The sequence below is a fragment of the Pseudomonas sp. MYb327 genome (genome assembly GCF_040438925.1).
Taxonomy (GTDB): domain Bacteria; phylum Pseudomonadota; class Gammaproteobacteria; order Pseudomonadales; family Pseudomonadaceae; genus Aquipseudomonas.
On sequence record NZ_CP159258.1, the window covers coordinates 3,558,369 to 3,581,914 of the forward strand.

22 protein-coding genes are annotated in these 23,546 nt (G+C 59.1%); 8 read left to right on the forward strand and 14 right to left on the reverse strand.

Annotated features, from left to right (window positions below; translation table 11 throughout):
• Positions 1–3: 3 nt before the first annotated feature.
• The 3 genes from ABVN21_RS15960 to ABVN21_RS15970 all read right to left on the reverse strand — a co-directional run bounded on the left by ABVN21_RS15960 (position 4) and on the right by ABVN21_RS15970 (position 1,985).
• Positions 4–945 (reverse strand): rhodanese-related sulfurtransferase, encoded by a 942-nt coding sequence (locus tag ABVN21_RS15960; protein ID WP_339552691.1) that lies wholly within the window; start codon positions 943–945, stop codon positions 4–6.
• A 203-nt stretch (positions 946–1,148) separates the two neighbouring features.
• Positions 1,149–1,448: a BolA family protein gene (locus tag ABVN21_RS15965; protein WP_339555680.1), complete on the reverse strand. Its 300-nt coding sequence runs from the start codon at positions 1,446–1,448 to the stop codon at positions 1,149–1,151.
• Between the two features lie 12 nt (positions 1,449–1,460).
• Positions 1,461–1,985 carry a DUF2059 domain-containing protein gene (locus ABVN21_RS15970; protein ID WP_339555679.1) on the reverse strand — a complete coding sequence of 175 codons (525 nt, stop codon included), beginning with the start codon at positions 1,983–1,985 and terminating at the stop codon, positions 1,461–1,463.
• Positions 1,986–2,177: 192 nt separating this feature from the next.
• Here ABVN21_RS15970 and ABVN21_RS15975 point away from each other — a divergent pair, with 192 nt between their 5' ends.
• Positions 2,178–3,572, forward strand: coding sequence for a class II fumarate hydratase (locus tag ABVN21_RS15975; RefSeq protein ID WP_339555678.1), 1,395 nt, complete (start codon positions 2,178–2,180; stop codon positions 3,570–3,572).
• A gap of 110 nt (positions 3,573–3,682) precedes the next feature.
• Here ABVN21_RS15975 and ABVN21_RS15980 read toward each other — a convergent pair whose 3' ends face one another.
• The gene (locus tag ABVN21_RS15980) at positions 3,683–4,642 is read right to left on the reverse strand and encodes a DMT family transporter (RefSeq protein ID WP_339555677.1); all 960 of its coding nucleotides are present in this window, start codon (positions 4,640–4,642) and stop codon (positions 3,683–3,685) included.
• 211 nt (positions 4,643–4,853) lie between these two features.
• Between ABVN21_RS15980 and ABVN21_RS15985 the strand changes: the two genes are divergently transcribed.
• Positions 4,854–5,048, forward strand: a complete 195-nt coding sequence (locus ABVN21_RS15985) for a DUF6316 family protein (protein WP_339555676.1) — start codon at positions 4,854–4,856, stop codon at positions 5,046–5,048.
• A gap of 138 nt (positions 5,049–5,186) precedes the next feature.
• Here ABVN21_RS15985 and ABVN21_RS15990 read toward each other — a convergent pair whose 3' ends face one another.
• Together ABVN21_RS15990 and pap are read right to left on the reverse strand one after the other, a co-directional pair.
• Positions 5,187–6,371, reverse strand: a complete 1,185-nt coding sequence (locus ABVN21_RS15990) for a thiolase family protein (protein WP_339555675.1) — start codon at positions 6,369–6,371, stop codon at positions 5,187–5,189.
• A gap of 102 nt (positions 6,372–6,473) precedes the next feature.
• On the reverse strand, positions 6,474–7,988 hold the full coding sequence (gene pap / locus ABVN21_RS15995) for a polyphosphate:AMP phosphotransferase (RefSeq protein WP_339555674.1): 1,515 nt from the start codon (positions 7,986–7,988) through the stop codon (positions 6,474–6,476).
• Positions 7,989–8,237: 249 nt separating this feature from the next.
• Here pap and mnmC point away from each other — a divergent pair, with 249 nt between their 5' ends.
• From mnmC to ABVN21_RS16020, 5 genes are all read left to right on the forward strand, one after another.
• On the forward strand, positions 8,238–10,223 hold the full coding sequence (gene mnmC / locus ABVN21_RS16000; protein WP_339555673.1) for a bifunctional tRNA (5-methylaminomethyl-2-thiouridine)(34)-methyltransferase MnmD/FAD-dependent 5-carboxymethylaminomethyl-2-thiouridine(34) oxidoreductase MnmC: 1,986 nt from the start codon (positions 8,238–8,240) through the stop codon (positions 10,221–10,223).
• 271 nt (positions 10,224–10,494) lie between these two features.
• Positions 10,495–12,267, forward strand: coding sequence for an N-acetylglutaminylglutamine amidotransferase (locus ABVN21_RS16005; protein WP_339555672.1), 1,773 nt, complete (start codon positions 10,495–10,497; stop codon positions 12,265–12,267).
• A gap of 3 nt (positions 12,268–12,270) precedes the next feature.
• A complete protein-coding gene (ngg, locus tag ABVN21_RS16010; RefSeq protein WP_339555671.1) occupies positions 12,271–14,019 on the forward strand; it encodes an N-acetylglutaminylglutamine synthetase in 1,749 nt (582 codons plus the stop codon).
• A 158-nt stretch (positions 14,020–14,177) separates the two neighbouring features.
• Entirely contained in the window at positions 14,178–15,368 is a 1,191-nt protein-coding gene (locus ABVN21_RS16015; RefSeq protein ID WP_339555670.1) for an osmoprotectant NAGGN system M42 family peptidase, read from the forward strand.
• Between the two features lie 207 nt (positions 15,369–15,575).
• The gene (locus tag ABVN21_RS16020; protein WP_003199186.1) at positions 15,576–15,803 is read left to right on the forward strand and encodes a YheU family protein; all 228 of its coding nucleotides are present in this window, start codon (positions 15,576–15,578) and stop codon (positions 15,801–15,803) included.
• Here ABVN21_RS16020 and csrA read toward each other — a convergent pair.
• The 3 genes from csrA to ABVN21_RS16035 form a co-directional block, all read right to left on the reverse strand.
• Complete coding sequence (gene csrA, locus ABVN21_RS16025) at positions 15,792–15,983, reverse strand: carbon storage regulator CsrA (RefSeq protein ID WP_339555669.1); 192 nt, start codon at positions 15,981–15,983, stop codon at positions 15,792–15,794. The genes ABVN21_RS16020 and csrA overlap by 12 nt on opposite strands.
• A gap of 135 nt (positions 15,984–16,118) precedes the next feature.
• Positions 16,119–16,451, reverse strand: a complete 333-nt coding sequence (locus ABVN21_RS16030; protein ID WP_339555668.1) for a YnfA family protein — start codon at positions 16,449–16,451, stop codon at positions 16,119–16,121.
• Between the two features lie 64 nt (positions 16,452–16,515).
• A complete protein-coding gene (locus tag ABVN21_RS16035; protein ID WP_339555667.1) occupies positions 16,516–17,331 on the reverse strand; it encodes an SDR family oxidoreductase in 816 nt (271 codons plus the stop codon).
• A 280-nt stretch (positions 17,332–17,611) separates the two neighbouring features.
• Here ABVN21_RS16035 and ABVN21_RS16040 point away from each other — a divergent pair, with 280 nt between their 5' ends.
• Entirely contained in the window at positions 17,612–17,770 is a 159-nt protein-coding gene (locus ABVN21_RS16040; protein WP_170948722.1) for a DUF3309 family protein, read from the forward strand.
• Positions 17,771–17,845: 75 nt separating this feature from the next.
• Here the strand turns inward: ABVN21_RS16040 and ABVN21_RS16045 are convergent, their stop codons facing one another.
• From ABVN21_RS16045 to ABVN21_RS16065, 5 genes are all read right to left on the reverse strand, one after another.
• The gene (locus ABVN21_RS16045; protein ID WP_339555666.1) at positions 17,846–19,945 is read right to left on the reverse strand and encodes an LTA synthase family protein; all 2,100 of its coding nucleotides are present in this window, start codon (positions 19,943–19,945) and stop codon (positions 17,846–17,848) included.
• A gap of 337 nt (positions 19,946–20,282) precedes the next feature.
• On the reverse strand, positions 20,283–20,888 hold the full coding sequence (locus ABVN21_RS16050; RefSeq protein WP_339555665.1) for an START domain-containing protein: 606 nt from the start codon (positions 20,886–20,888) through the stop codon (positions 20,283–20,285).
• A 102-nt stretch (positions 20,889–20,990) separates the two neighbouring features.
• Positions 20,991–21,245: a YkgJ family cysteine cluster protein gene (locus ABVN21_RS16055; protein ID WP_339555664.1), complete on the reverse strand. Its 255-nt coding sequence runs from the start codon at positions 21,243–21,245 to the stop codon at positions 20,991–20,993.
• 165 nt (positions 21,246–21,410) lie between these two features.
• Entirely contained in the window at positions 21,411–21,881 is a 471-nt protein-coding gene (locus ABVN21_RS16060; RefSeq protein WP_339555681.1) for a translation initiation factor 2, read from the reverse strand.
• Positions 21,882–21,981: 100 nt separating this feature from the next.
• Positions 21,982–23,421: a PLP-dependent aminotransferase family protein gene (locus ABVN21_RS16065; protein WP_339555663.1), complete on the reverse strand. Its 1,440-nt coding sequence runs from the start codon at positions 23,419–23,421 to the stop codon at positions 21,982–21,984.
• Between the last annotated feature and the right edge of the window lie 125 nt (positions 23,422–23,546).

A 23,546-nucleotide genomic window follows, 5' to 3' on the forward strand; every position in this document is an offset into this window, starting at 1 on the left:
GGTTCAGGCCTCGGAGGATGCTTGCTTGTAGTTGTAGCCGATCGGGTGCGGCATGTTGCGAGCCTTGGCCAGTTCGATCTGCTTTTGCCGATCGATGGCGCTGCGACGGGTTTTCTCGCTCAGTTTGTCCCAGCAATGCGGGCAACTGATACCGGCTACGTAATGTTCGGATGCACGGTCTTCGACGCTGACCGGCGTGCGACAAGCGTGACATTGATCGTAATCGCCTTCGCTCAGGTCGTGGCGGACCGTCACGCGGTTATCGAACACGAAGCAGTCACCCTGCCATTTGGTTTCTTCCTGCGGCACCTCTTCGAGGTACTTCAGAATGCCGCCCTTGAGGTGATAGACCTCATCGAAGCCTTCGCTGAGCATGTAGCTCGAAGCCTTTTCGCAACGAATGCCGCCGGTGCAGAACATCGCGACTTTCTTGTGCACGGTCGGGTCGAAGTTGGCTTTGATGTAGTCGGGAAATTCACGAAAACTGGTGGTTTTCGGATCGATCGCGCCTTCGAAGGTGCCAATCGACACCTCATAGTCGTTGCGGGTGTCGATCAGCAGCACTTCCGGATCGCTGATCAGCGCGTTCCAGTCCTGCGGATCCACGTAGGTGCCGACCTTTTTGTTCGGGTCCACGCCATCAACGCCAAGGGTGACGATTTCTTTCTTGAGTTTGACTTTGGTGCGGTAGAACGGCTGCTCGTCGCAGTACGACTCCTTATGATCGATGTCGTCCATGCGCGGATCGTTCTTCAGCCAGGCCATCAGCCCGTCGATGCCTTCACGGCTGCCGGACACGGTGCCGTTGATGCCCTCTTCGGCGATCAGCAGCGTGCCTTTGATGCCGTTGTCGACCATGGCCTGGAGCAGTGGCTCGCGCAGGTCAACGTAATCTTCCAGGGTGACGAACTTATACAGTGCCGCCACGACAATCTGTTGTGTCATGGGTAAATCTCCAGGTGGCTACCCTCGTAAGGGGTGAACCGGATGCGAAAAAAAACGCGCCGGGTGAGCGGCGCGTCGCGGATTCTAACAAAAAAGCCAACCCTGTAGGAGCCGGCTTGCTGGCGATGGTGTGTCAGTGGACTGCAATGTAGCTGACACTCCATCGCCAGCAAGCCGGCTCCTACAGGTGAGCGTGCAGCTTATTAATGCTTGCTGCCGCCCGCACAGGTCGGCGAGGCCGGGGCCGCTTCGATCTGCGCCCATTCCTGCGGCGTATAAGTATGCAGCGCCAACGCATGAAACTCGCCCATCAGCTCGCCGAGCGTGCCGTAGACTTTCTGGTGGCGCTTGACCCGGTTCAGGCCTTCGAACTGCTCACTGACCACCACAGCCTTGTAGTGGGTCTGCAACCCGCGGCTGTGCATGTGGCTTTCATCCAGCACCTGCAGATGCTGGGGCTGAAGCAAGCCCAGCGTCGATTCGATGCGTTGCTGCATGGTCATACCGAACTCCGCTTAAGGCTTTTTCTTGGCTGCTGCGGCGGCGCCTTTCGGATCCAGCTCAGCAGTCATGTCAGCCAGCAATTTGTTGACAACAGGCACCGCGCTTTCCAGCTTGGCTTGCGTCATCTGGGCCGATTGCTGGGTCAGCTGCGGCATTTTTTCCAGGACTTTCTTGCCCAGTGGCGACTGGTAGAACGCAACCAGGTCCTTGAGCTCGGATTCGGTGAAATTGGTGGTGTAGAGCTTGACCATGTCCGGTTTCAGCTTGTTCCAGCCAATGGCCTGGTCCAGAGCGGCGTTGGCCTTGGCCTGGTAGGTTTCCAGTACGGCTTTCTTCGATTCCGGGGCTTTGGTTTGCTGGAAGCGCTGAGCGAACATCTGCTGCACTTGCATGTACACCGGGGTGCCCAATTTGTCAGCATGTGCCAGGGTCAGGAAAGCTTCGGCACTGGCGTTGTGGCTGGCGGTATCGGCAAAAACCTGGCCGCTGGCGCAAACCAGTGCAACCGCGGTACAGATGGCACGAAGACGAGTCATCGAGTTTCCTTTTCTAGCAGGCGAGGTAAAACCCCAAGGACGTCCATTCTGCGCCTAAAAAAGTGTGTCGCTCAACCCCAAGCCTTGTCGCGCCTGATTTAGAGGGGTTGAATGGACGCAATTGAGACTGATGGAACCACGGCCGGCGATCACGGCCTAAACTGCGCAATCAGACCAACAGGAGTGTGCACGATGAGCCGTATCGAAACCGACAGCCTCGGCCAGGTTGAAGTCCCGGATGAAGCCTACTGGGGCGCTCAGACGCAACGCTCGCTGATTAACTTCGCCATTGGCAGCGAACGCATGCCGCTGGCGGTGCTGCACGGCCTGGCGCTGATCAAGAAAGCCGCGGCACGGGTCAACGACCGTAACGGCGACCTGCCCGCCGACATCGCCCGGTTGATCGAGCAAGCGGCTGATGAAGTGCTCGACGGCCAACATGACGATCAGTTTCCGCTGGTGGTCTGGCAAACCGGCAGCGGCACCCAGAGCAACATGAACGTCAACGAAGTGATCGCCGGGCGCGCCAACGAACTGGCCGGCAACCCCCGCGGCGGCAAGTCTCCGGTCCACCCTAACGATCACGTCAATCGCTCACAGAGCTCCAACGATTGCTTCCCCACCGCCATGCACATCGCCACGGTGCAGGCCGTGCAACACCATTTGCTGCCGGCAATCAGTGAATTGTCTGGTGGGTTGGCCGAGCTTTCGGCGCGACACATGAAACTGGTCAAGACCGGTCGCACGCACATGATGGACGCGACACCGATCACGTTCGGCCAGGAAGTTTCGGCGTTCATAGCGCAACTGGATTACGCCGAACGGGCGATTCGCAGCGCTCTACCAGCAGTTTGTGAACTGGCCCAGGGTGGCACTGCTGTCGGCACGGGGCTCAATTCGCCCCACGGCTTCGGTGAAGCCATCGCCGCCGAACTGGCCGCGCTTTCCGGCTTGCCGTTCATCACCGCCCCCAACAAATTCGCCGCCCTCGCCGGGCACGAGCCACTGACGACGCTGTCTGGCGCACTGAAGACCCTGGTCGTGACGCTGATGAAAATCGCCAATGACTTGCGCTTGCTGGGCTCCGGTCCCCGCGCCGGTTTCGCCGAGGTGAAGCTGCCGGCCAACGAACCGGGCAGCTCGATCATGCCAGGCAAGGTCAACCCGACCCAATGCGAAGCGCTGTCGATGCTGGCCTGTCAGGTGTTGGGCAACGACGTCGCCATCGGTTTCGCCGCGAGCCAGGGTCACTTGCAATTGAACGTGTTCAAACCAGTGATCATCCACAACCTGCTGCAGTCGATCCGCCTGCTGGCCGATGGCTGCAGCAACTTCCAGCAGCATTGCATTGCCGGCCTGGAACCGGATGCAGGGAAAATGGCTGAACACCTTGAGCAAGGATTGATGCTGGTGACAGCGCTGAACCCGCACATCGGCTATGACAAATCGGCGGAGATTGCCAAGAAGGCCTACGCCGAAGGGCTGACCCTGCGTGAAGCTGCGCTTGAGTTGGGGTATCTGACTGACGAAGAGTTTGATGCGTGGGTGCGGCCGGAGAATATGCTGGAGGCCGGCGCCAAGGGCTGAGATTTGTAGCTTCTGTTATGCCGCCATCGCGAGCAGGCTCACTCCCACATTCGACCGCATACGGTTCAATGTGGGAGTGAGCCTGCTCGCGATGGCAGCGCTGAAGATCTTCAGCCGATCGCCATTCTGGCCTTCCGCGCCTTGAGCCCGGCAATCAACGAAGGCCCCAACGCCACCAGCGCCGACCCCAACACCACCAATATCGCCCCGCCATACCCCAGGCCATTGATGGTCTCGGCATGCACATATTCCGGCCACCACCAGGCGGCCAAGGCAACGGCGCCGAACGTCACCAACGGCGTGATCGCCAGCGTCGCACTCACCCGCGACGCTTCCCAATGGGCCAGCGCCTCGGCAAACGCGCCATAGGCAATCAGAGTGTTCATGCAGCACGCCAGCAACAGCCAGCCTTGCAAAGGATTCAATTGCAGCGCTTCCAGCGGGTGCACCCACGGTGTCAGCAACAACCCACAGAACAGGTAGATCACCATCATCACCTGCAACGAATTCCACACCGTCAGCAGTTGCTTCTGCCCCAACGCATAAAAGGTCCAGACCGTGGATGCCAACAACACCAGCAGTACGCCGGCGGTGTAGTCGCTCAGCGAGGTCAGCAGTTCACTCAGGCGTTGATTGAAAAATAGGGCGAATCCGACCAACAGCACCAACAGACCAATGCCCTGCCCCAGACTGAAGCGTTCCTTGAACACAAAGACACTGGCGATCAGCAACATGATCGGCCCCATCTGCACCACCAGTTGAGCGGTGCCGGGACTGAGCAGGTTGAGGCCCATCAGATACAGCACGTAGTTGCCCACCAGTCCGAGCACCGCCATCAGCACCAGCCAGCCTCCGCGCGGACCGAGCACTTGGCGACTGGGCAGGCGTTTGGTCGCCGCCAGATAAATGAACAGACAGCCACCAGAGACCATCAGGCGAAACCAGGTCACCGTGACCGGGTCCATCACCAGCAACACCTGCTTGAGTTTGATCGGCAGAATTCCCCACAACAACGCGGTCAACAACGCCAGCAACAGACCGTACACCCAGCGACCCGACGAAACGTGCATGTGAACCCCAAAAGCCAACGTTCAAGAACCGCCATTCTAGGCGCACCACCTTGAAGCACACAGGGACAGTTAGCGTCAGGACGCGAATGAAACTGTGCAGGTCGCACCATTAATTTGGCGAATTGCCGTCGATCGGATGGCAAGGCACGGTAAGTGGTTCATGGATAAGCTGATTGGATCCACAAATAAGAACATCCATCAGGAGATCTCCATGTTCGGCATGCGCGCACAGGACAGCGGCCCCGCCACGCACTTTCGCAGTGACCGGTTATGTCGGGTGAATGGAATGCTGTACTTCATTACACGGGAAAATACCCATGAAGGGCCGTTCCAGAGTCGGGATGAGGCGTTGCGGGAGATTCAGGCGTATATCGAGCGGGTGCAGGTTTTGCAGTTGAGCCAGTAAACCGAGGCGCCTGCATCGCGGGCAAGCCCGCTCCCACAGTGTCTGGCGATGCTCACATAAATTGCGAACGCCACCAAACCTGTAGGAGCGGGCTTGCCCGCGATAGCTATCTAACAATCAATACAAAATTCAGGGTGTTTAGCGAACAGCCTCAAACAACCCGGTAGCCCCCATCCCGCCCCCCACGCACATGGTGACGATGCCATAACGCAAATCACGTCGCTGCAACTCACGCACGAGATGCCCGACCTGACGCGAACCGGTCATGCCGAACGGGTGACCGATGGAAATCGAACCGCCATTGACGTTGTACTTGGCGTTATCGATTTCCAGTCGATTACGCGCGTACAGGCACTGCGAGGCGAAGGCTTCGTTGAGCTCCCACAAATCGATATCGGCCACCTGCAAGCCCTTGGCCTTGAGCAACTTTGGCACCGAGAATACCGGGCCGATGCCCATCTCGTCGGGCTCACAACCGGCCACGGTGAAACCACGGAAGAACGCCTTGGGCTTAAGCCCCAGTTCCAGCGCTTTTTCCAGGCTCATCACCAGCGTCATCGAGGCGCCATCGGACAGCTGCGAAGAATTGCCCGCCGTCACCGAGCCATCTTCGGCAAACACCGGTTTCAACCCGGCCAGGCTTTCCAGCGTAGTGTCCGGACGGTTGCAGTCGTCACGATCAACGACGCAGTCGAGAATCTGCACCTGGCCGGTGGCCTTGTCTTCAACACGGTACTTCACGGCCATCGGCACGATTTCGTCGTCAAACAGCCCGGCGGCCTGCGCCTGGGCGGTGCGTTGCTGACTTTGCAGGGCGTACAGATCCTGCTCTTCGCGGCTGACGTTGTAACGGCGAGCGACGATTTCGGCGGTCTGGCCCATCGGGAAGTAAATGCCCGGTACCTGCTCCTTGAGCAGCGGGTTGATCAGGTTGTCGGTGTTGACACTCTTCATGGTCAGGCTGATCGACTCGACGCCACCGGCGACGATGATGTCGCTGCAACCCGAGGCGATCTGGTTGGCAGCAATGGCAATCGCCTGTAAGCCGGACGAACAGAACCGATTGAGGGTCATCCCCGCAGTGCCGGTGCCCAGTCGCGACAGCACCGCGACATTGCGACCGATGTTGTAGCCCTGTGCGCCCTCATTGGAGCCGGCACCGACGATGCAGTCCTCGACGCTGGCCGGGTCAATACCAGAGCGTTCCAACAAGGCGTTGACGCAATGAGCCGCCATGTCGTCCGGACGGGTCATGTTGAATTTGCCGCGAAAGGATTTGGCCAGGCCGGTCCGCACGCTGTCGACGATCACCACTTCACGCATGGCATACCTCATTGTTGTTGTAGGTTGAGAGTGGATTGAGCATATGCCCACCCCGTCACCGACCGCGACAATCATTCATCCCGCGTATGCGCAGCCATCGGCTCACTTCTTGTGTTTGCGCGCCTGCTTGTCGGACTTTTCGAACGCCTTTTCAATGGCCAGGTTGATGGTGCGCAATACCTTCACCCGCGCCCAGCGTTTGTCATTGGCCTCTACCAGGGTCCACTGCGAAATCTCGGTGCTGGTGCGGTCAACCATGTCGCCGATGGCGGCGCGATAGGCATCCCATTTATCGCGATTACGCCAGTCGTCTTCGGTGATTTTGAAACGCTTGAACGGAATGTTTTCGCGCGCCTGGAATCGCTCCAGTTGCGTCTGTTTGTCGATGGCCAGCCAGAACTTGACCACGATCACCCCGGCATCGGTGACCTGCTCTTCAAAGTCGTTTATTTCACTGTAGGCCCGCAACCAGTCCGCCGGGCTGCAAAAGCCTTCAATGCGCTCCACCAGCACCCGGCCATACCAGGAGCGATCAAACACCGTAAACTTTCCGCGCGCGGGAAGATGGCGCCAGAAACGCCAGAGATACGGCTGTGCCCGCTCCTCTTCTGTCGGTGCGGCAATCGGCACGATGTTGTATTGACGCGGGTCCAGTGCCGCGGCGACCCGACGAATCGCCCCACCCTTGCCCGCCGCGTCGTTGCCTTCGAACACCGCCACCAGCGCGTGGCGCCGCATGCGCTTGTCGCGCAGCAGCCCGGAAAGCCGTGCCTGTTCGCTAATCAGTTGTTCTTCGTAATCGTCCTTGGTCAGGCGCAAGTTCAAGTCGAGGCTATCGAGCAGATTGACCTGATCGACACTGGGAAAAACCGGCGCAGCGCTGACTTTTTCTGGATGAATTTGCGGTCGTTTCAGTGCGGTTTGCAGGCCCTCGAGCAAAATCTTGCCCACCGCCAGGCTTCGATAACGCGGATCCATTCCGGCGATCACGTGCCACGGCGCGTAGTCTCGGCTGGTACGACGCAGAACCCGTTCGCCGAACTTCACAAAGCGGTCGTAGGTTTGCGATTGCTGCCAGTCCAGCGGGCTGATGCGCCAGCTGTGCAACGGGTCGTCAGCCAACGCCTTGAGGCGCGCCTTCATTTGTTTCTTTGAAAGGTGAAACCAGAACTTGAAGATCAGCGCGCCTTCATCGCAGAGCATTTTTTCCAGGCGTTCAGCGCCATTGATACTTTGATCGAGCCGCGGATCCTTGAACTCGCCATGGACCCGCGCCTGAAGCATCTGGCTGTACCAGTTGCCAAAGAAAACCCCCATGCGCCCCTTGGCCGGGAGCATCCGCCAATAGCGCCAGGCCGGCGGTCGCGCCAGTTCTTCGTCGGTTTGCTGATCGAAAGTACGGACCTCGATCAAGCGCGGATCCATCCATTCGTTGAGCAACTTGACCGTCTCGCCCTTGCCGGCGCCTTCAATGCCGTTGATCAAAATGATCACCGGAAAACGCTTTTGCTGCTGAAGTTCGAACTGCGCTTCAAGCAAGGCTTCACGCAGGGCTGGCACTTCGGCGTCGTAGGTTTCTTTGTCGATGGCGTGATCGATTTCGGCAGATTCGAACATGAATGACTCCCTTTCAGATGTGAGCAAGACTAGCGGATTGACCTCCGCATCGTTGGAGAAATCCAACTTTTGGAGCCGCCGAGAATTCGTGGCGAGGGAGCTTGCTCCCGCTGGACAGCGGAGCGGTCCCCAAATTCGCCTGCCGCTGCTTCGCCCCCGAGCGGGAGCAAGCTCCGTCGCCACACATGCGGACCAAGCACCGCCCCCGTGATCGGCTAGAATGGCCGCCTTGCCGTTGCCGAGCCTGCCATGAAACCTGTAATGCCCCACGCCCAGCTCGACTGGGACGATCAGGGTCGACCGCATTCGCGTGTGTTCGACGATGTGTATTTCTCCGATAAATCGGGCCTGGACGAAACCCGCTACGTATTCATCGAGCAAAACCGTCTGGCCGAACGTTTTGCCGCGTTGCCCGAGGGTGGGCGCCTGGTCATCGGCGAAACCGGCTTCGGCACGGGGCTGAATTTCTTATGTGCCTGGCAGGTGTTCGAGCAACATGCGGCGGCCGGTGCGCGAATGCACTTTGTCAGTGTCGAAAAATACCCATTGAGTCCTGCCGACCTGCAGCGTGCCTTGGCGCTGTGGCCGGAACTCAAAGTGTTTGCCGATCAGTTGCTGGCGCAATACGTGGCGATCCATCAAGGTTTCCAGCGCCTGACGCTGGCCAACGGTCGGGTCACCCTGACGCTGCTGATCGGCGATGCACTGGAGCAATTGCCGCAACTGGACGCGCAGATCGACGCCTGGTTTCTCGACGGTTTCGCCCCGGCGAAAAACCCCGACATGTGGACCGCCGAACTGTTTGCCGAACTGGCACGATTGGCCGCGCCCGGCTCCACCATCAGCACCTTTACCAGCACCGGTTGGGTTCGGCGCCTGCTGAATGCCGCTGGCTTCAAGATGAAACGCACTCCAGGCATCGGCCATAAATGGGAAATCCTGCGCGGCGAATTCCTTGGCTGGCCATCAGACGTTCCGCGCCCCGCGCCAGACAAACCCTGGTTCGCCCGACCTGCGCCATTGCCCGGTGAGCGCCGCGCGCTGGTGATCGGTGCCGGTCTCGCCGGTTGCGCCAGCGCCGCCAGCCTCGCAGCGCGGGGCTGGCGGGTGAGTGTGCTGGAGCGACACTCGGCCATCGCCCAGGAAGCCTCGGGCAATCCGCAAGGCGTGCTCTACCTCAAGTTATCAGCCCATGGGACGGCGCTATCGCAGATGATCGTCAGCGGTTTCGGCTACACCCGACGCCAGCTCGAACACTTGCAACGGGGCACCGATTGGGATGACTGCGGCGTGCTGCAACTGGCGTTCAACGCCAAGGAAGCCGAACGCCAGTTGCAATTGGCGGCGGCGTTTCCCGAAGACTTGCTGCACCTGCTGGATCAACCCCAGGCGCAGGCCCGGGCCGGCATCGGACTGGCTCACGGCGGCCTGTATTTCCCGGAAGGTGGCTGGGTCCATCCGCCGGCGCTGTGCCAATGGCAGGCTGCACATCCGCAGGTTCAATTGCTCGCGCACCACGATGTTCTGGAACTGCGCCAGACCGATGGACAATGGCAAGCCTGGGACGGCAAACGCTTGCTCGCCAGTGCACCGGTCGTGGTACTGGCCGGTGCCGCCGAGATCCAGCGTTTCCCCGAAAGCGCCGAGCTGCCGCTCAAGCGCATACGCGGGCAAATCACGCGCTTGGCGCAAACCCCGCAGAGCCAGAGTTTGAGTACAGTGGTGTGTGCAGAAGGTTACGTCGCCCCGGCACGTTTGGGTGAACACACTCTGGGCGCCAGTTTCGATTTCAAGAGCGACGACCTGACCCCGACCACCGCCGAACACCTGGGCAATCTGGCCATGCTTGAGGAGATTTCCCACGATCTGGTGGTGCGCCTGCGGGCGGATGAATTTGAACCGGAACACCTTGAAGGACGCGCCGCCTTTCGCTGCACCAGCCCCGACTATCTGCCCATCGTCGGCCCCTTGGCTGACAATCAGGCCTTCGCCCAAGCCTATGCCGCGTTGAGCAAGGACGCCCGACAGGTGCCAGACGCCGAGTGCCCCTGGCTTGACGGTTTGTACGTCAACAGTGGCCACGGCTCTCGCGGCTTGATTACCGCGCCGCTGTCCGGAGAATTGCTGGCAGCCTGGCTGGATAACGAGCCCCTGCCCCTGCCCAGAAGCGTGGCCGAAGCCTGTCACCCCAACCGGTTTGCCTTGCGGCGTTTGATCCGCCGAACCAACGCATAAATCCGCCCCGCCCGATCGCAGGACTAACGCCTTGCCCCAACCCGGTAGGAGCCGGCTGCCGGCGATGGGGCCCTCGAACCTTGTATCGAATCGACTGCCCCCCTTCGCCAGCAAGCCGGCTCCTACAGCGGGCTGCTGTGGGAGGGCTAACGCATCTTTATAACTTATCGGTCTAAAACTCCGGGGATTCAGCCGGGTCAGTTTCTGAGTACCCGCCGTTTTGGCGTGTAATCGATTGACCCTCCCCAACGGAAAAACCGGTAAGGAATTTATGTGCGGATTAGCTGGCGAGTTACGTTTTGACAATCAACCTGCAGATCTTGCAGCCATTGAACGAATCACCCATCACTTGGCGCCGCGTGGCCCTGATGCCTGGGGTTTCCATAGCCAGGGGCCGATTGCCCTGGGCCATCGACGCCTGAAAATCATGGACCTGTCGGACGGCTCGGCGCAGCCGATGATCGACCAGCAATTGGGCTTGTCCCTGGCCTTCAACGGCGCGATCTACAACTTCCCTGAATTGCGCAGCGAACTGGAAAGCCTGGGTTATGCGTTCTATTCCGGTGGCGACACCGAAGTGCTGCTCAAAGGTTTTCATGCCTGGGGTGAAGCGCTGCTGCCAAAACTCAACGGCATGTTCGCCTTCGCCATTTGGCAGCGCGACACACAAAGCCTGTTTATCGCCCGCGACCGTCTAGGCGTGAAGCCGCTGTACCTGTCGCGCACCGGCCAGCGCCTGCGCTTCGCCTCAGCCCTGCCGGCGTTGCTCAAGGGCGGTGACATCAATCCGATCCTCGACCCGGTGGCGCTTAATCATTACCTGAACTTCCACGCGGTGGTTCCGGCACCGCGCACCTTGCTGGCGGGCATTGAAAAACTGCCGCCAGCCACCTGGATGCGCATCGACGCGGATGGGCGCACCGAGCAGAAAACCTGGTGGACCCTGCCCTACGGCCCACACGCCGACGAGAAGAATCTGACACTCGAAGACTGGCGTGACCGCGTACTCGACAGCACTCGCGATGCAGTGGCGATCCGTCAACGTGCGGCAGTCGATGTGGGTGTGCTGCTCTCCGGCGGTGTCGATTCGAGCATGCTGGTGGGACTGTTGCGCGAAGTCGGCGTGGAAAACCTGTCGACCTTCTCCATCGGTTTCCAGGATGCCGGCGGCGAGCGCGGTGACGAGTTCCAGTACTCGGACCTGATCGCCAAACATTACGGCACCCAGCATCATCAACTGCGCATCGACGAAAAGGAGATCATCGAGCAACTGCCTGCGGCGTTCCGTGCCATGAGCGAGCCGATGGTTAGCCATGACTGCATTGCTTTCTATCTGCTATCCCGTGAAGTGGCCAAGCACTGCAAGGTTGTGCAAAGCGGCCAGGGTGCCGACGAGCTGTTTGCCGGTTACCACTGGTATCCACAGGTGGACGGGGCGAGCGATCCGTACGCGGCCTATCGCCAGGCGTTTTTCGATCGCAGCTATGACGACTACGCCGCCACTGTGCAGCCGAAATGGCTGACCGCGAATGACGCCGCCGGCGACTTCGTAAAGGAACATTTCGCACAACCCGGCGCCGACGCGGCGGTGGACAAAGCCCTGCGCCTGGACAGCACGGTGATGCTGGTGGACGACCCGGTCAAACGCGTCGACAACATGACCATGGCTTGGGGTCTGGAGGCGCGTACGCCGTTTCTCGATTATCGACTGGTGGAACTGTCGGCGCGCATTCCGGGCAAATTCAAACTGCCAGATGGCGGCAAGCAAGTCTTGAAAGAAGCGGCGCGGCTGGTCATTCCAAGTGAAGTGATCGACCGCAAGAAGGGCTACTTCCCGGTGCCGGGCCTCAAGCATTTGCAAGGCGAAACGCTGAACTGGGTGCGTGAACTGTTGCTTGATCCGAGTCAGGATCGCGGCCTGTTCAACCCGGCCATGCTCGACCGCCTGCTGACCGATCCGCAAGGACAGTTGACCCCATTGCGCGGCTCCAAGCTGTGGCAATTGGCAGCCCTGAACCTGTGGCTCAGTGAACAAGGAATCTGATCGATGAAACCTCACGCCACGGCGATCAATCAACGCTTGCTGCGCGGTCAGACGCCCTCTTATGAACGTTTGCAGGCGCGCCTGGCCGAAGACGGCAGCACGTTAGGCACAGCGCCGATTGCAGTGCATTGCGGCTGGGGCCGGTTGCTGATCGGCCACACCTTTGCCGATGCGTCCAGCCTTGCCCAGGAATTGCTCAACGAACAACCCGGCGAACGCGATATCGCCCTGTATGTCGCCGCGCCCCAGCAAGTGCTGGGGCTGGAGCCGACCCAGTTGTTCCTCGACCCGTCGGACACCTTGCGACTGTGGTTCAGCGATTATCGCCAGGCCACTCGCGTGTTTCGTGGCTTTCGCATTCGTCGCGCCCAAAGCGACGCCGACTGGAACGCAATTAATCAGCTGTACCAGACGCGCGGCATGCTCCCCATCGATGCCACGTTACTGACGCCGCGACACTCGGGCGGCCCGGTGTACTGGCTGGCCGAAGACGAGGACAGCGGCGCGGTGATTGGCAGCGTCATGGGGCTCAATCATCGCAAGGCTTTTAATGATCCGGAGAACGGCAGCAGCCTGTGGTGCCTGGCGGTCGATCCGCATTGCTCGCGACCGGGCGTCGGTGAGGTGCTGGTGCGGCATCTGATCGAGCACTTCATGAGTCGCGGCCTGAGTTACCTTGACCTGTCGGTGTTGCACGACAACCGCCAGGCAAAAAACCTCTACGCCAAGCTCGGTTTTCGCAACCTTTCGACCTTCGCCATCAAGCGCAAGAACGGTATCAATCAGCCGCTGTTTCTCGGCCCCGGGCCCGAAGCCGAGTTCAATCCCTATGCGCGAATCATCGTCGAGGAAGCGCTGCGTCGTGGCATCGACGTACAGGTCGACGACGCCGATGCCGGGATGTTTACCCTCAGCCATGGTGGGCGTCGTGTCCGCTGCCGCGAATCCCTCAGCGACCTGACCAGCGCCATCAGCATGAGCCTGTGCCAGGATAAAAGCCTGACCCACAAAGTGCTCAAGGCCGCCGGTTTGAACTTGCCGTCGCAACAAGTGGCGGGCAATGCCGATGACAACCTGGCGTTCCTCGACGAGCACCAACGCGTCGTGGTCAAACCGCTGGACGGCGAACAGGGGCAAGGCGTGGCGGTGGATCTGCAAACCATTGAAGACGTTCAGCAAGCCATCGAATCCGCGCGCCAGTTTGACAGTCACGTGCTCCTGGAAAGCTTCCATGAAGGCCTCGACCTGCGGATTCTGGTGATTGGTTTTGAAGTGGTCGCCGCTGCGATTCGCCGCCCGGCAGAAGTCATTGGCGATGGTCAGCATTCGATTGGCGCACTAATCGAAGCCCAGAGCCGACGGCGGCAAGCGGCCACGGGCGGTGAAAGCAAAATCCCGCTAGACCACGAAACCCAACGCACCTTGCACGCCGCCGGTTATGACTACAGCAGCATTCTACCGGCCGGCGAGCATCTGTTCGTGCGGCGTACGGCGAATCTGCACACCGGCGGAATTCTCGAAGATGTCACCGCAATCCTTCATCCGGCGCTGGTGGATGCTGCCGTGCGCGCGGCGCGGGCGCTGGATATTCCCGTGGTCGGGCTCGATCTGATGGTGCCCGCCGCCGATCAGCCGGAGTACGTGTTTATCGAAGCCAACGAGCGCGCCGGACTGGCCAACCATGAACCGCAACCGACGGCTGAGCGCTTTGTGGATTTGTTGTTTCCGCACAGTCAGCCGGCAGTTTCCTAGTGGTGTAGTGCCTGGACGACCGCCATCGCTGGCAAGCCAGCTCCTACAAAGGTCAGCGCAATACCTGTAGGAGCTGGCTTGCCAGCGAGACGGACCGACAGGCATCCGCAAAATTCTCATCGAAACCATCGATGGCCTTTAAATCATCAGGAGTTTCCATGACCATCAAATACCCAGAACCGGACCTGACTTACCTGCAAAAAGTCCTGCTGGAAATGCTCGCCATTCCCAGCCCCACCGGGTTCACCGACACTATCGTGCGTTACGTCGCCGAACGCCTTGAAGAGCTGGGCATCCCCTTCGAGATGACCCGCCGCGGAACGATTCGCGCGACCCTCAAGGGCAAGAAAAACAGCCCCGACCGCGCCGTTTCCGCGCACCTCGACACCATTGGCGCCGCCGTGCGCGCCGTGAAAGATAACGGCCGACTGACCCTGGCGCCGGTGGGTTGCTGGTCCAGCCGTTTCGCCGAGGGCAGCCGCGTTAGCCTGTTCACCGACAACGGCGTGATCCGTGGCAGCGTGTTGCCGTTGATGGCCTCCGGGCATGCGTTCAACACCGCCGTGGATGAAATGCCGATCAGTTGGGACCACGTTGAACTGCGCCTGGACGCCTACTGCGCCACCCGTGCCGATTGCGATTCGCTGGGGATCAGCGTCGGTGACTTCGTCGCCTTCGACCCGCTGCCGGAATTCACCGACAGCGGCCACATCAGCGCCCGTCACCTCGACGATAAGGCCGGTGTCGCGGCGCTATTGGCGGCGTTGAAAGCCATCGTCGACAGCGGTGAAGAACTGCTGATCGACTGCCATCCGCTGTTCACCATCACCGAGGAAACCGGCAGCGGCGCAGCGGCAGCGCTGCCCTGGGATGTCAGCGAGTTCGTCGGCATCGACATCGCACCGGTCGCACCCGGCCAGCACTCCAGCGAGCACGCCGTGAGCATTGCCATGCAGGACTCCGGCGGACCGTATGACTATCACTTGTCGCGACACCTGTTGCGCCTGGCTAGTGACAATGACTTACCCGTACGCCGCGACCTGTTCCGTTACTACTTCAGCGATGCGCACTCGGCGGTCACCGCCGGGCACGACATCCGCACCGCCCTGCTCGCCTTCGGCTGCGACGCCACCCACGGGTACGAACGTACCCACATCGACAGCCTCGCCGCCCTCAGTCGCCTGCTCGGTGCCTACATCCTCAGCCCGCCGGTATTCGCCAGCGATGCGCAACCGGCCAAAGGTTCGCTCGACCGCTTCAGTCACCAGATCGAACATGACACCCAGATGGAAAGCGATACGCGGGTGCCTTCGGTGGATAGTCTTGTAGGTCAGCGCAACGACAACTGATCCTGAATTTTCATTGGCTGGTCTGACGCCATCGCGGGCAAGCCCGCTCCTACAGGGTACCTGTCGATCAGGAATTTTGTGATCGGCGCAAAATCTGTGGGAGCGGGCTCGCCCGCGATGGCGTCAGATCAAACAACATAGAAACCCAGGCTAGCCGCAACCAACCATTCGCCGTAGCATCGCGCCATTGATTGATCCGAGGTGCCTATGCTGATTCCCCACGACCAACTTGAAGTCGACACCCTCACCCGCCTGATCGAAGATTTCGTCACCCGTGACGGCACCGACAATGGTGATGACACGCCGCTGGAAACCCGTGTCCTGCGCGTGCGCCAGGCTTTGACCAAGGGACAGGCATTGATTGTCTTCGACCCGGAAAGCGAGCAATGCCAGTTGATGCTCAAGCACGATGTGCCCAAACATCTATTCGACTGATTTGTTCTTCCGGGCCAGTTTGCGCTGGATACGCTCGTAGATCTCGGAGCGGTGCACATAGACACTCTTCGGCGCTTCGACGCCAAAGCGCACGTTTCCACCGTTGACGCCAACAACGCGGATGGAAATGTCGTCACCGATGGAGATTAATTCGCCCACGACGCGGCTGAGTACAAGCATGGCTTCTATCCTTCAGGGTTACCGGACCTTGAAGATGCCCGGCACTCAACGGCCCTTCAAGATAGCAACGATAATCCAGACCGGTCTGACAACCCGGGATCATCACTGCTGACAGAAACGTCTGACAGCCGTCCCTCAGGAAGCGGAAAAACGCGGACCAAACAGGATGACGCTTGCTCCGATTACACACAGGGCTACGCCGAACCAGTCCGAACCCAGGGGTCGAATCCGCTCGACCACCGCCAGCCAGCCAATCGAAGCAATGATGTAGATGCCACCGTAGGCGGCATAGGCGCGGCCGGCATAACTCGCTTCGACGCGTGTCAGCAACAGCGCGAACACCGTCAGGCTGAGCAGCGCCGGCACCACCCACCAGGCACTTTTGCCTTGGCGCAGCCACATCCAGAAGGCGAAGCAACCGGCGATTTCAAATAGCGCAGCGAGGAAAAACCAGAGGTAATTGAGCATGCAAACGTCTCGCGAGGATGGCCAGTTGCGGCCACCCTAACGACGGCGTTGCGTGCGGGCAAGTTCAGCCCGCGGTTTGTTTGGCCTTGGCGCGCATTTTGTCGGCCATCAGGGTCATTTCGTTGTAGAGCAGTTGCGGGTTCTTCTGCTTCAGTGCCCAGGCCACGCGGCCCTGTTCGTGCGGCAAGATCATGAACTCGCCGGCAGCAACCTGCTGATAGATGTAATCAGCGATATCGGCTGCACTGATCGGCGAGCTTTCCAGCAACTTGCCGACCTGGGCTTTCATGGCCGGGGTCGGACCACGGAATGAGTCGAGCAGATTGGTCTGGAAGAACGACGGGCAAACCACATGCACGCCAACTTCCTGTTGCGCCAGTTCGATCAGCAGGCTTTCCGACAGTGCCACCACGCCAGCCTTGGCCACGTTGTAGTTGCTCATGGCCGGACCTTGCATCAACGCGGCCATCGACGCGATGTTGATGATCTTGCCTTTGCTTTTTTCCAGCAGCGGCAGGAAGGCCTTGCAGCCCTTGACCACGCCCATCAGGTTGATCGCGATTTGCCAGTCCCAGTCTTCCAGGGACAGTTCGCTGAAGAACCCGCCGGAAGCCACGCCGGCATTGTTGACGATGACATCGATGCCGCCGAGTTTGACTTCGCACGCCTGGGCGAATGCTGTCAGTTGGCTGTAGTCGCGCACGTCGCAGCGCTGGATGAAACCGTCGCCGCCGGCCTCGCGCACCAGTTTCAAGGTTTCTTGCAGGCCGGGTTCGCTGACGTCCGACAAAGCCAGTTGCCAGCCTTCACGCGCCCAGCGCAGCGCGATTTCGCGACCCAGGCCAGAGCCCGCACCAGTGATCATCATGCGATTTTGCATAGCAAACAGCCTTGTTGTTCCGGGGAAGATGCGTCGAGTGTAGCGAAGGATATTGCCCGACCCACGCTCCATCAGATTGCTGAATGGGACGAGCAAACCCTGGAAGCGTCGCCCTTAACTAATGCCAGTCGAAACGAAATAAAGCTTTGTTCGAAAAACATTAAAAAAACTTGGAATTTTCTTCCCTGCGCAGCAGTCGGAAGTTTTAAGCAGCTCGAATTAATTGGATTCCCGCTGACCGATAAAGACTGGGTCATTCCTGAATTCTTACAGCAAGGAAATAGACATGGGCACAATTCTACTCATCATTTTGATCCTGTTACTGATCGGTGGTTTACCGGTCTTCCCGCACTCCAGAAGTTGGGGTTATGGCCCGTCCGGTATTATCGGCGTGGTGTTGGTGGTGATACTGATTCTGTTGTTACTCGGCAAGATATGAAGATCCGAGCGTAAAAAAAGAGGCCCTTCGAGGGCCTCTTTTTTATTGCGTTGCTATTGGCTCGGTCTTGCTCGTTTAGTCCGGCTTGCCATCGACTACACCGGCAGTGTTGTCGATCAGGCTCTTGGTCGCCGTTTGCAGGAACGATTCGAGCTTGGTCTTCAACTCGGCGGTGCGCGGTGCATCCGGAACGACCACGGCGCGAGGTGTAGCACCCAGTTCATACTGATACATCTTCGGAGCCATGTCCTTGTCTTTCGGCAAGACCAGAATCTGGTCAGCCGTGATGATCGCCGTAGTCTGCTCACTACCCGACGGCTTGATCACACCGAAACCGGTGTCACCTTCAGGCAAGTTGAGCAGGTCGCGCCCCCAGCACTGATGGCGTACTTCACCACCGATCCGGCCCATGATGGTCGGAACGATATCGACTTGAGTGCCGACAGTGTGGTCAAGCGTGCCGAACTTCTCCTGAATGCCCGGGGCGATCATCAGCATCGGAACGTTGAAGCGACCAAGGTCCATTTCAGTGATTTGACGCTCATTGCCGAAGCCATGGTCGCCGACAATTACAAACAGGGTTTCCTTGAAGTACGGTTCCTTGCGCGCCTGTTCAAAGAACTGACCCAACGCCCAGTCCGAATAACGCATGGCGGTCAAATGTTCGTTGAGGCTGCCACGGTCGGTCACGCGCTCGACCGGCAACGGGCTCGGCAAGGCGTATGGGGTGTGGTTGGACAAGGTCTGCAGCAAGGCATAGAACGGTTTCTTGTCTTTGCCGTCGCGGGCTTTCAACTCTTCCAGGCCACGGTTGAACATGTCCTGGTCGGACACGCCCCACGTTGGGTCGGAGAACACCGGGTTAACGAAGTCGTTACGCCCGATGAAGTTGGTCATGCCCTGGTTGCTGAAGAAACCCGACTGGTTGTCCCAGGCGAAATCGCCGTTGTAGACATACACGTCGTCGTAATCCCGGGCGCTGAGCAACTGCGGCAGGCCGGACAGTTTGTGGCTGCCTTCCGGCGTCTGCATCAGGTATTCGAAACCCGGCAGATTCGGGAAGCAGGCCATGGTCGCGAACATGCCCTGGTGGGTGTGGGTCCCGTTGGAGAAGAAGCGATCGAACAGCAGGCCTTCCTTCGACAGTTTGTCGAGGTACGGCGTGATGTTGCCCGGTGCGCCCAGCGCACCCACCGAGTGACCGGCCATGCTTTCCATGAGGATCACGACGACGTTCTTGATCGGCAGGGTCTTATCCGCCGGCGGCATGTAGTCGCGACGCACCGCGGCGGTCTCGCCATCCACCAGTTTGTCGTCCTTCATCACCAGCATCTCGCGCACGGTCTGTTGCGCCATCGGTTGTGGCAACGTGGCTTTCCAGATGTTGTCGCGATCTTCGGACATCCGGCTCTTGGCCGCTGCCACCAGGGACAGGGTGCCGTTCAGACCCAACTGGTTGGCGAAGTTGGAATCGGTGGTATAGACGTCACCCCAACGCATTGGCGGGCCTTGACGCAACGTGCCACGGGCGGCGACCACGCAGATCAGCAAGCAGACCACGAACACCGCGGCGCGCGTGTACCACGGGGCTACCTGACGGGTGCTGATGCTGCCGCCGCTGAATGGGCCGCGAGGACGTGTGGCACGGTCGGCACCTTTGAATGCCAGGCTCAGGAGCCAGGTGCCTACCGCCCATGCCAACAGGTAACGGACCACCGGAAAACCGTACCAGAGCATGCTCATCACGGTTTTCGGGTCTTCTTTCACGTACTGGAACACCAGACCGTTGAGGCGCTGGTGGAACTCGCGATAGAAGTCCATTTCCATGAGGCCGAGGAACAGCGCAACGCTCGAGGCAAGGGTCAGCCAGAAGCGGAAGAACCCGCGCGCCGCCATGGCCCGGACACTGAACAGCGCCAGAATCAACGGGACGCTCAGGTAGACCACCAGGCGCAGGTCGAAACGCAGACCGTTGGCGAATGCCTCGATGAACGTCGAGGCCGGTGTATCGAGGATCATTTCGCGGTTGTAGACCAGCAGCGCGACGCGCAGCACGGAAAACATCACCATCATGACCAGTGCGCAAAGCAGCGTGTAGGCCAGATGCGATTTGACGGTCGGTTGCAGCAGGCGACTCGAAGCTCGCTGCTGACTCAGGGCGTCCGGGATTGCCATGTCGTTTTAGGACCCATTGGAAGTTGAAGTTTCAAAAATACAGCAGCGCCCTGCCCTCTGTTGGCCAGTACTTGGCCCCGGGGTTCGCGCGGTGCGCAAATGTTGCACGATCAACCGCAGCATTGCCATTGATAACTGTTCGTCGATGCCGACGCGGGCGAATTGTCTTGGAGGTCTTGTGAAAATTTCGTGCAACGCATATCTGGAAACAAAAGAAAGCCTCTGGTTTTTGTCGATGCCTCACGCATCAAAATCAAAAGATCTGCTTTCACCCCATAGCAAAACGCCCCGAACAAGTCAGGGCGCAGTACAACCAGGAATCAAAAGAACAGCGCCATTACTTCTCGGCGCGAGCCTTCAGATTTTTTAGCGTATTAAACGGTGCATCAACCACAAACTTGTTGGCCACCATCGAAGGAACACTGCCGCCCGGCTCGGTGTGCACCTGATAAGTCACTTCGACCTGATCACCCTTGGGTACGAACTTCCAGAAGCCATCGACCTTGGCGACACGGACAAAGCCTTTTTCTTCAGAAAGGTAAGTCGGCACGCCTTCGAGCTTGCGCGTCAGGCTGCCGTCGGCGCCCTGGACCGTGGTGATATGCAGCACCGAATCACGCGGAGTGACTGGCCATGGCGTATTGAACTGGGTGTAGGTCCAGCTCTGATCACCTTCGTGTTTGAGCAATTTCTGGGTTTTGCATTCGTGAATCCAGGCGCAGGCACCAGAGACGTCGTCCTGCAACGCGCGGAGTTTGGCCATGGTGGTCTTTATCAGGGTGACGCCCTGGTAGGCCTTGTAGTCGGAGCCGGCCACTTCACTCAGCGAGACCTTGATGCCGTCTTCGTTCTTGGCAACTTTCCAGTCTTCGGCCTGGGCGACCGATGTTGCCAATACAGCCGTCAAACCACACAGAACAGCAATACGATGCAGCGAACCCATAATGTTATTCCTTATTGTTGAAGTTCCGTTCTTTGGGCTTGCACCTCCGGTCACCTTCAGGTTTTTCGGAGGTGATCGGAGGTGCAAGCCCACACATCGCGCTCACGCAGCCGTCATTTGCTCCCACCAGCCGATCAATCTGATGGCTTCTTCACTGCTGGAGCCACACACCTCGGAGTCAGCCTCGAATGCCGAGCAAACCGCCGGACGTTCCGGTTTGCCGAAAATAGAGCACAGGTTTTCGGCAGACAATTGCAGACAACGTTCCCCGGCGGCTTTGCCGTTTGGCATGCCGGGAATCGGTGAACTGATGGAAGGGGCTATGCAACAGGCGCCACAGCCTTCACGGCATTTCAAGACGACGAGCTCCTCGCGACGAGCGTTGTATTAAAGGACGGGGCACAGAGTAACCGCTAAAACAGTTGTTTTAAATTACCGGACCTCGGGTTTTTAGCTTCAGGCGTGTGTGACTGGCCAGTCTCCGACAAAGCGTCTGGCTGGCGGGCCACGTAGTCGCGGGAGTTATCGCTTGAACTCGAATTCCAACGCTGCACCTTCAACTTCTCGGCGCTCTTCTTTGCGCAGCTGCAGCTGCATTTCGTTGTTGATCAGTCGGCCATTGAGCTGGAACTGGCTGCTTTTGTCCCCGAACATCTCCGGCAACACCGGTTCGCGCTTGGGCAATGGCACGGTGCCGACCGGTTTCAGCTCGTCGACCATGTCTTTGGGCAGACTCAAATCCAGGTTGGCTGAAGGTACTGGGGTTTTCACCACTTCGCTGGCCGGTTTTGACTTGGATGCAATCGGCGCACGTTTCTTCACCGCTGGCGCTTTCTTTTTTGCAGGTGCAGTTTTTTTGGCGGGAGCCGTTTTTGTCGAGGTCGTTGCACTTGCTGCCGGACTTTCCTGAGCGGATGCGGCCATCACGGATACCGGCTGGACGCTAAATAACAGGCAAATCATCAGCCAGGCGGCGGGAAAAATCGGTTTCATGGACCCAACGGCGCGAACAGCGCGAACGACAGAGGGGACATATGCTCGCCTGTTGTCGTCATCATGACAAGCACGGGCAGGAATAACCTGCCCGCCCACGTTACAGACCGCTCGCCATTTCCTGGCAGAGCTGGGTGGCCAACATGCCCAGGGTCATCAACGCACGTTCGGCTTCACGGTTCCACGGGATCCCGCAGTTCAGCCGGATACAGTGATTGAATTGCTCGGTGTTACTGAAAATCAGCCCTGGCGCAATACTGATGCCTTGCTGCAATGCACGCACATGCAGCTCTTGGGTGTTGACCCGCCCTGGCAAACTCACCCACAAGATGAAACCGCCCGTAGGCCGAGTCATCTGGGTGCCTTCCGGGAAATATTGCTGCACCGCCAGCTGGAAAGCGCTGAGGTTCTTGCGGTACTCCTGACGGATGTAGCGCAAATGCCGGTCGTATCCACCGTTTTCCAGATAGGCGGCGATGCCCATTTGCGTGACGCTGCAGGCCGAATGGGTACTGAAGGTCTGCAAACGCTGAATTTCCTGCTGATACTTGCCCGCAATCATCCAGCCAATCCGCACGCCCGGCGACAGGGTTTTGGAGAAGCTTGAGCAATAGATCACCCGATCCAGCCGATCGTAGGCCTTGAGCGATTTGGTACGTCCCTGCTCGAACATCAACTCGCCGTAGATATCGTCCTCGACAATCTGGATATCGAAGTCCGACGCCAGGCGCAGCAAATGTTTCTGGCGCTCTTCAGGCATAGTGCCGCCCAATGGATTGCTCAGACGAGTGGTCAGCACCAATGCCTTGATCGACCACTGGTTGGCAGCCAGTTGCAGAGCTTCGAGGCTCATGCCGGTGGATGGATCGCTGGGGATTTCAATGACCTTGAGGCCCAGAAGATCGGCCAATTGCAGAAGGCCGTAGTACGTCGGCGACTCGGCCGCGATCAGATCGCCCGGCCGGGTCAGTACCCGCAAGGACATCTGCAAGGCATCGACGCAGCCGTGGGTGATCACCACTTCAGAGGGGTCGACGACAACACCGGCATCGCGCATGCGGATTGCCACTTGCCGGCGCAACGGTTCGAAACCGGGGCTGAACATGTAGCTGAACGCACGCGGGCTATGAAAGCGGGTGACTTTGGCCAGTTGCTGATGCAGCGCCCGCACCGGCAGATAGTCGACGCTCGGCACCGCTGCGCCCAAAGGGAATACACCTTCGCGGCGAGATTCGACCAGTACCTGCTGGATGATGCTGCTGCGGGTGACCAGCCCCGGGCGTTCAACCCGGGCGATGTCCGGTGTGGGCGCGGTCAGGGCCGGTGTCTGGTGCACGTAGTATCCCGATTGCGGGCGGGCACGGATCAGTCCCTGATCTTCGAGGTTGGCGTACGCCTGCAACACCGTTGCATGGCTGACATTGAGCTGCGAACTCATCTTGCGCACCGAAGGTACGCGCTCCCCTGGTTGATAGACACCGCGGCGGATGTCTTCGGCCAGTTGTTGAGCAATACGTTGGTAGAGCAAGAGATTGGTCATGACGCAGCACTCGATTTCACGGGCATTTTATTCTTGTGGGGAACAATACCGGAACAGTTTAGAAGTGTACTGGGACAGTTGCCACAATAGTCGACAGTACAGTGCAGTGTCAGCAAGAACTGTAC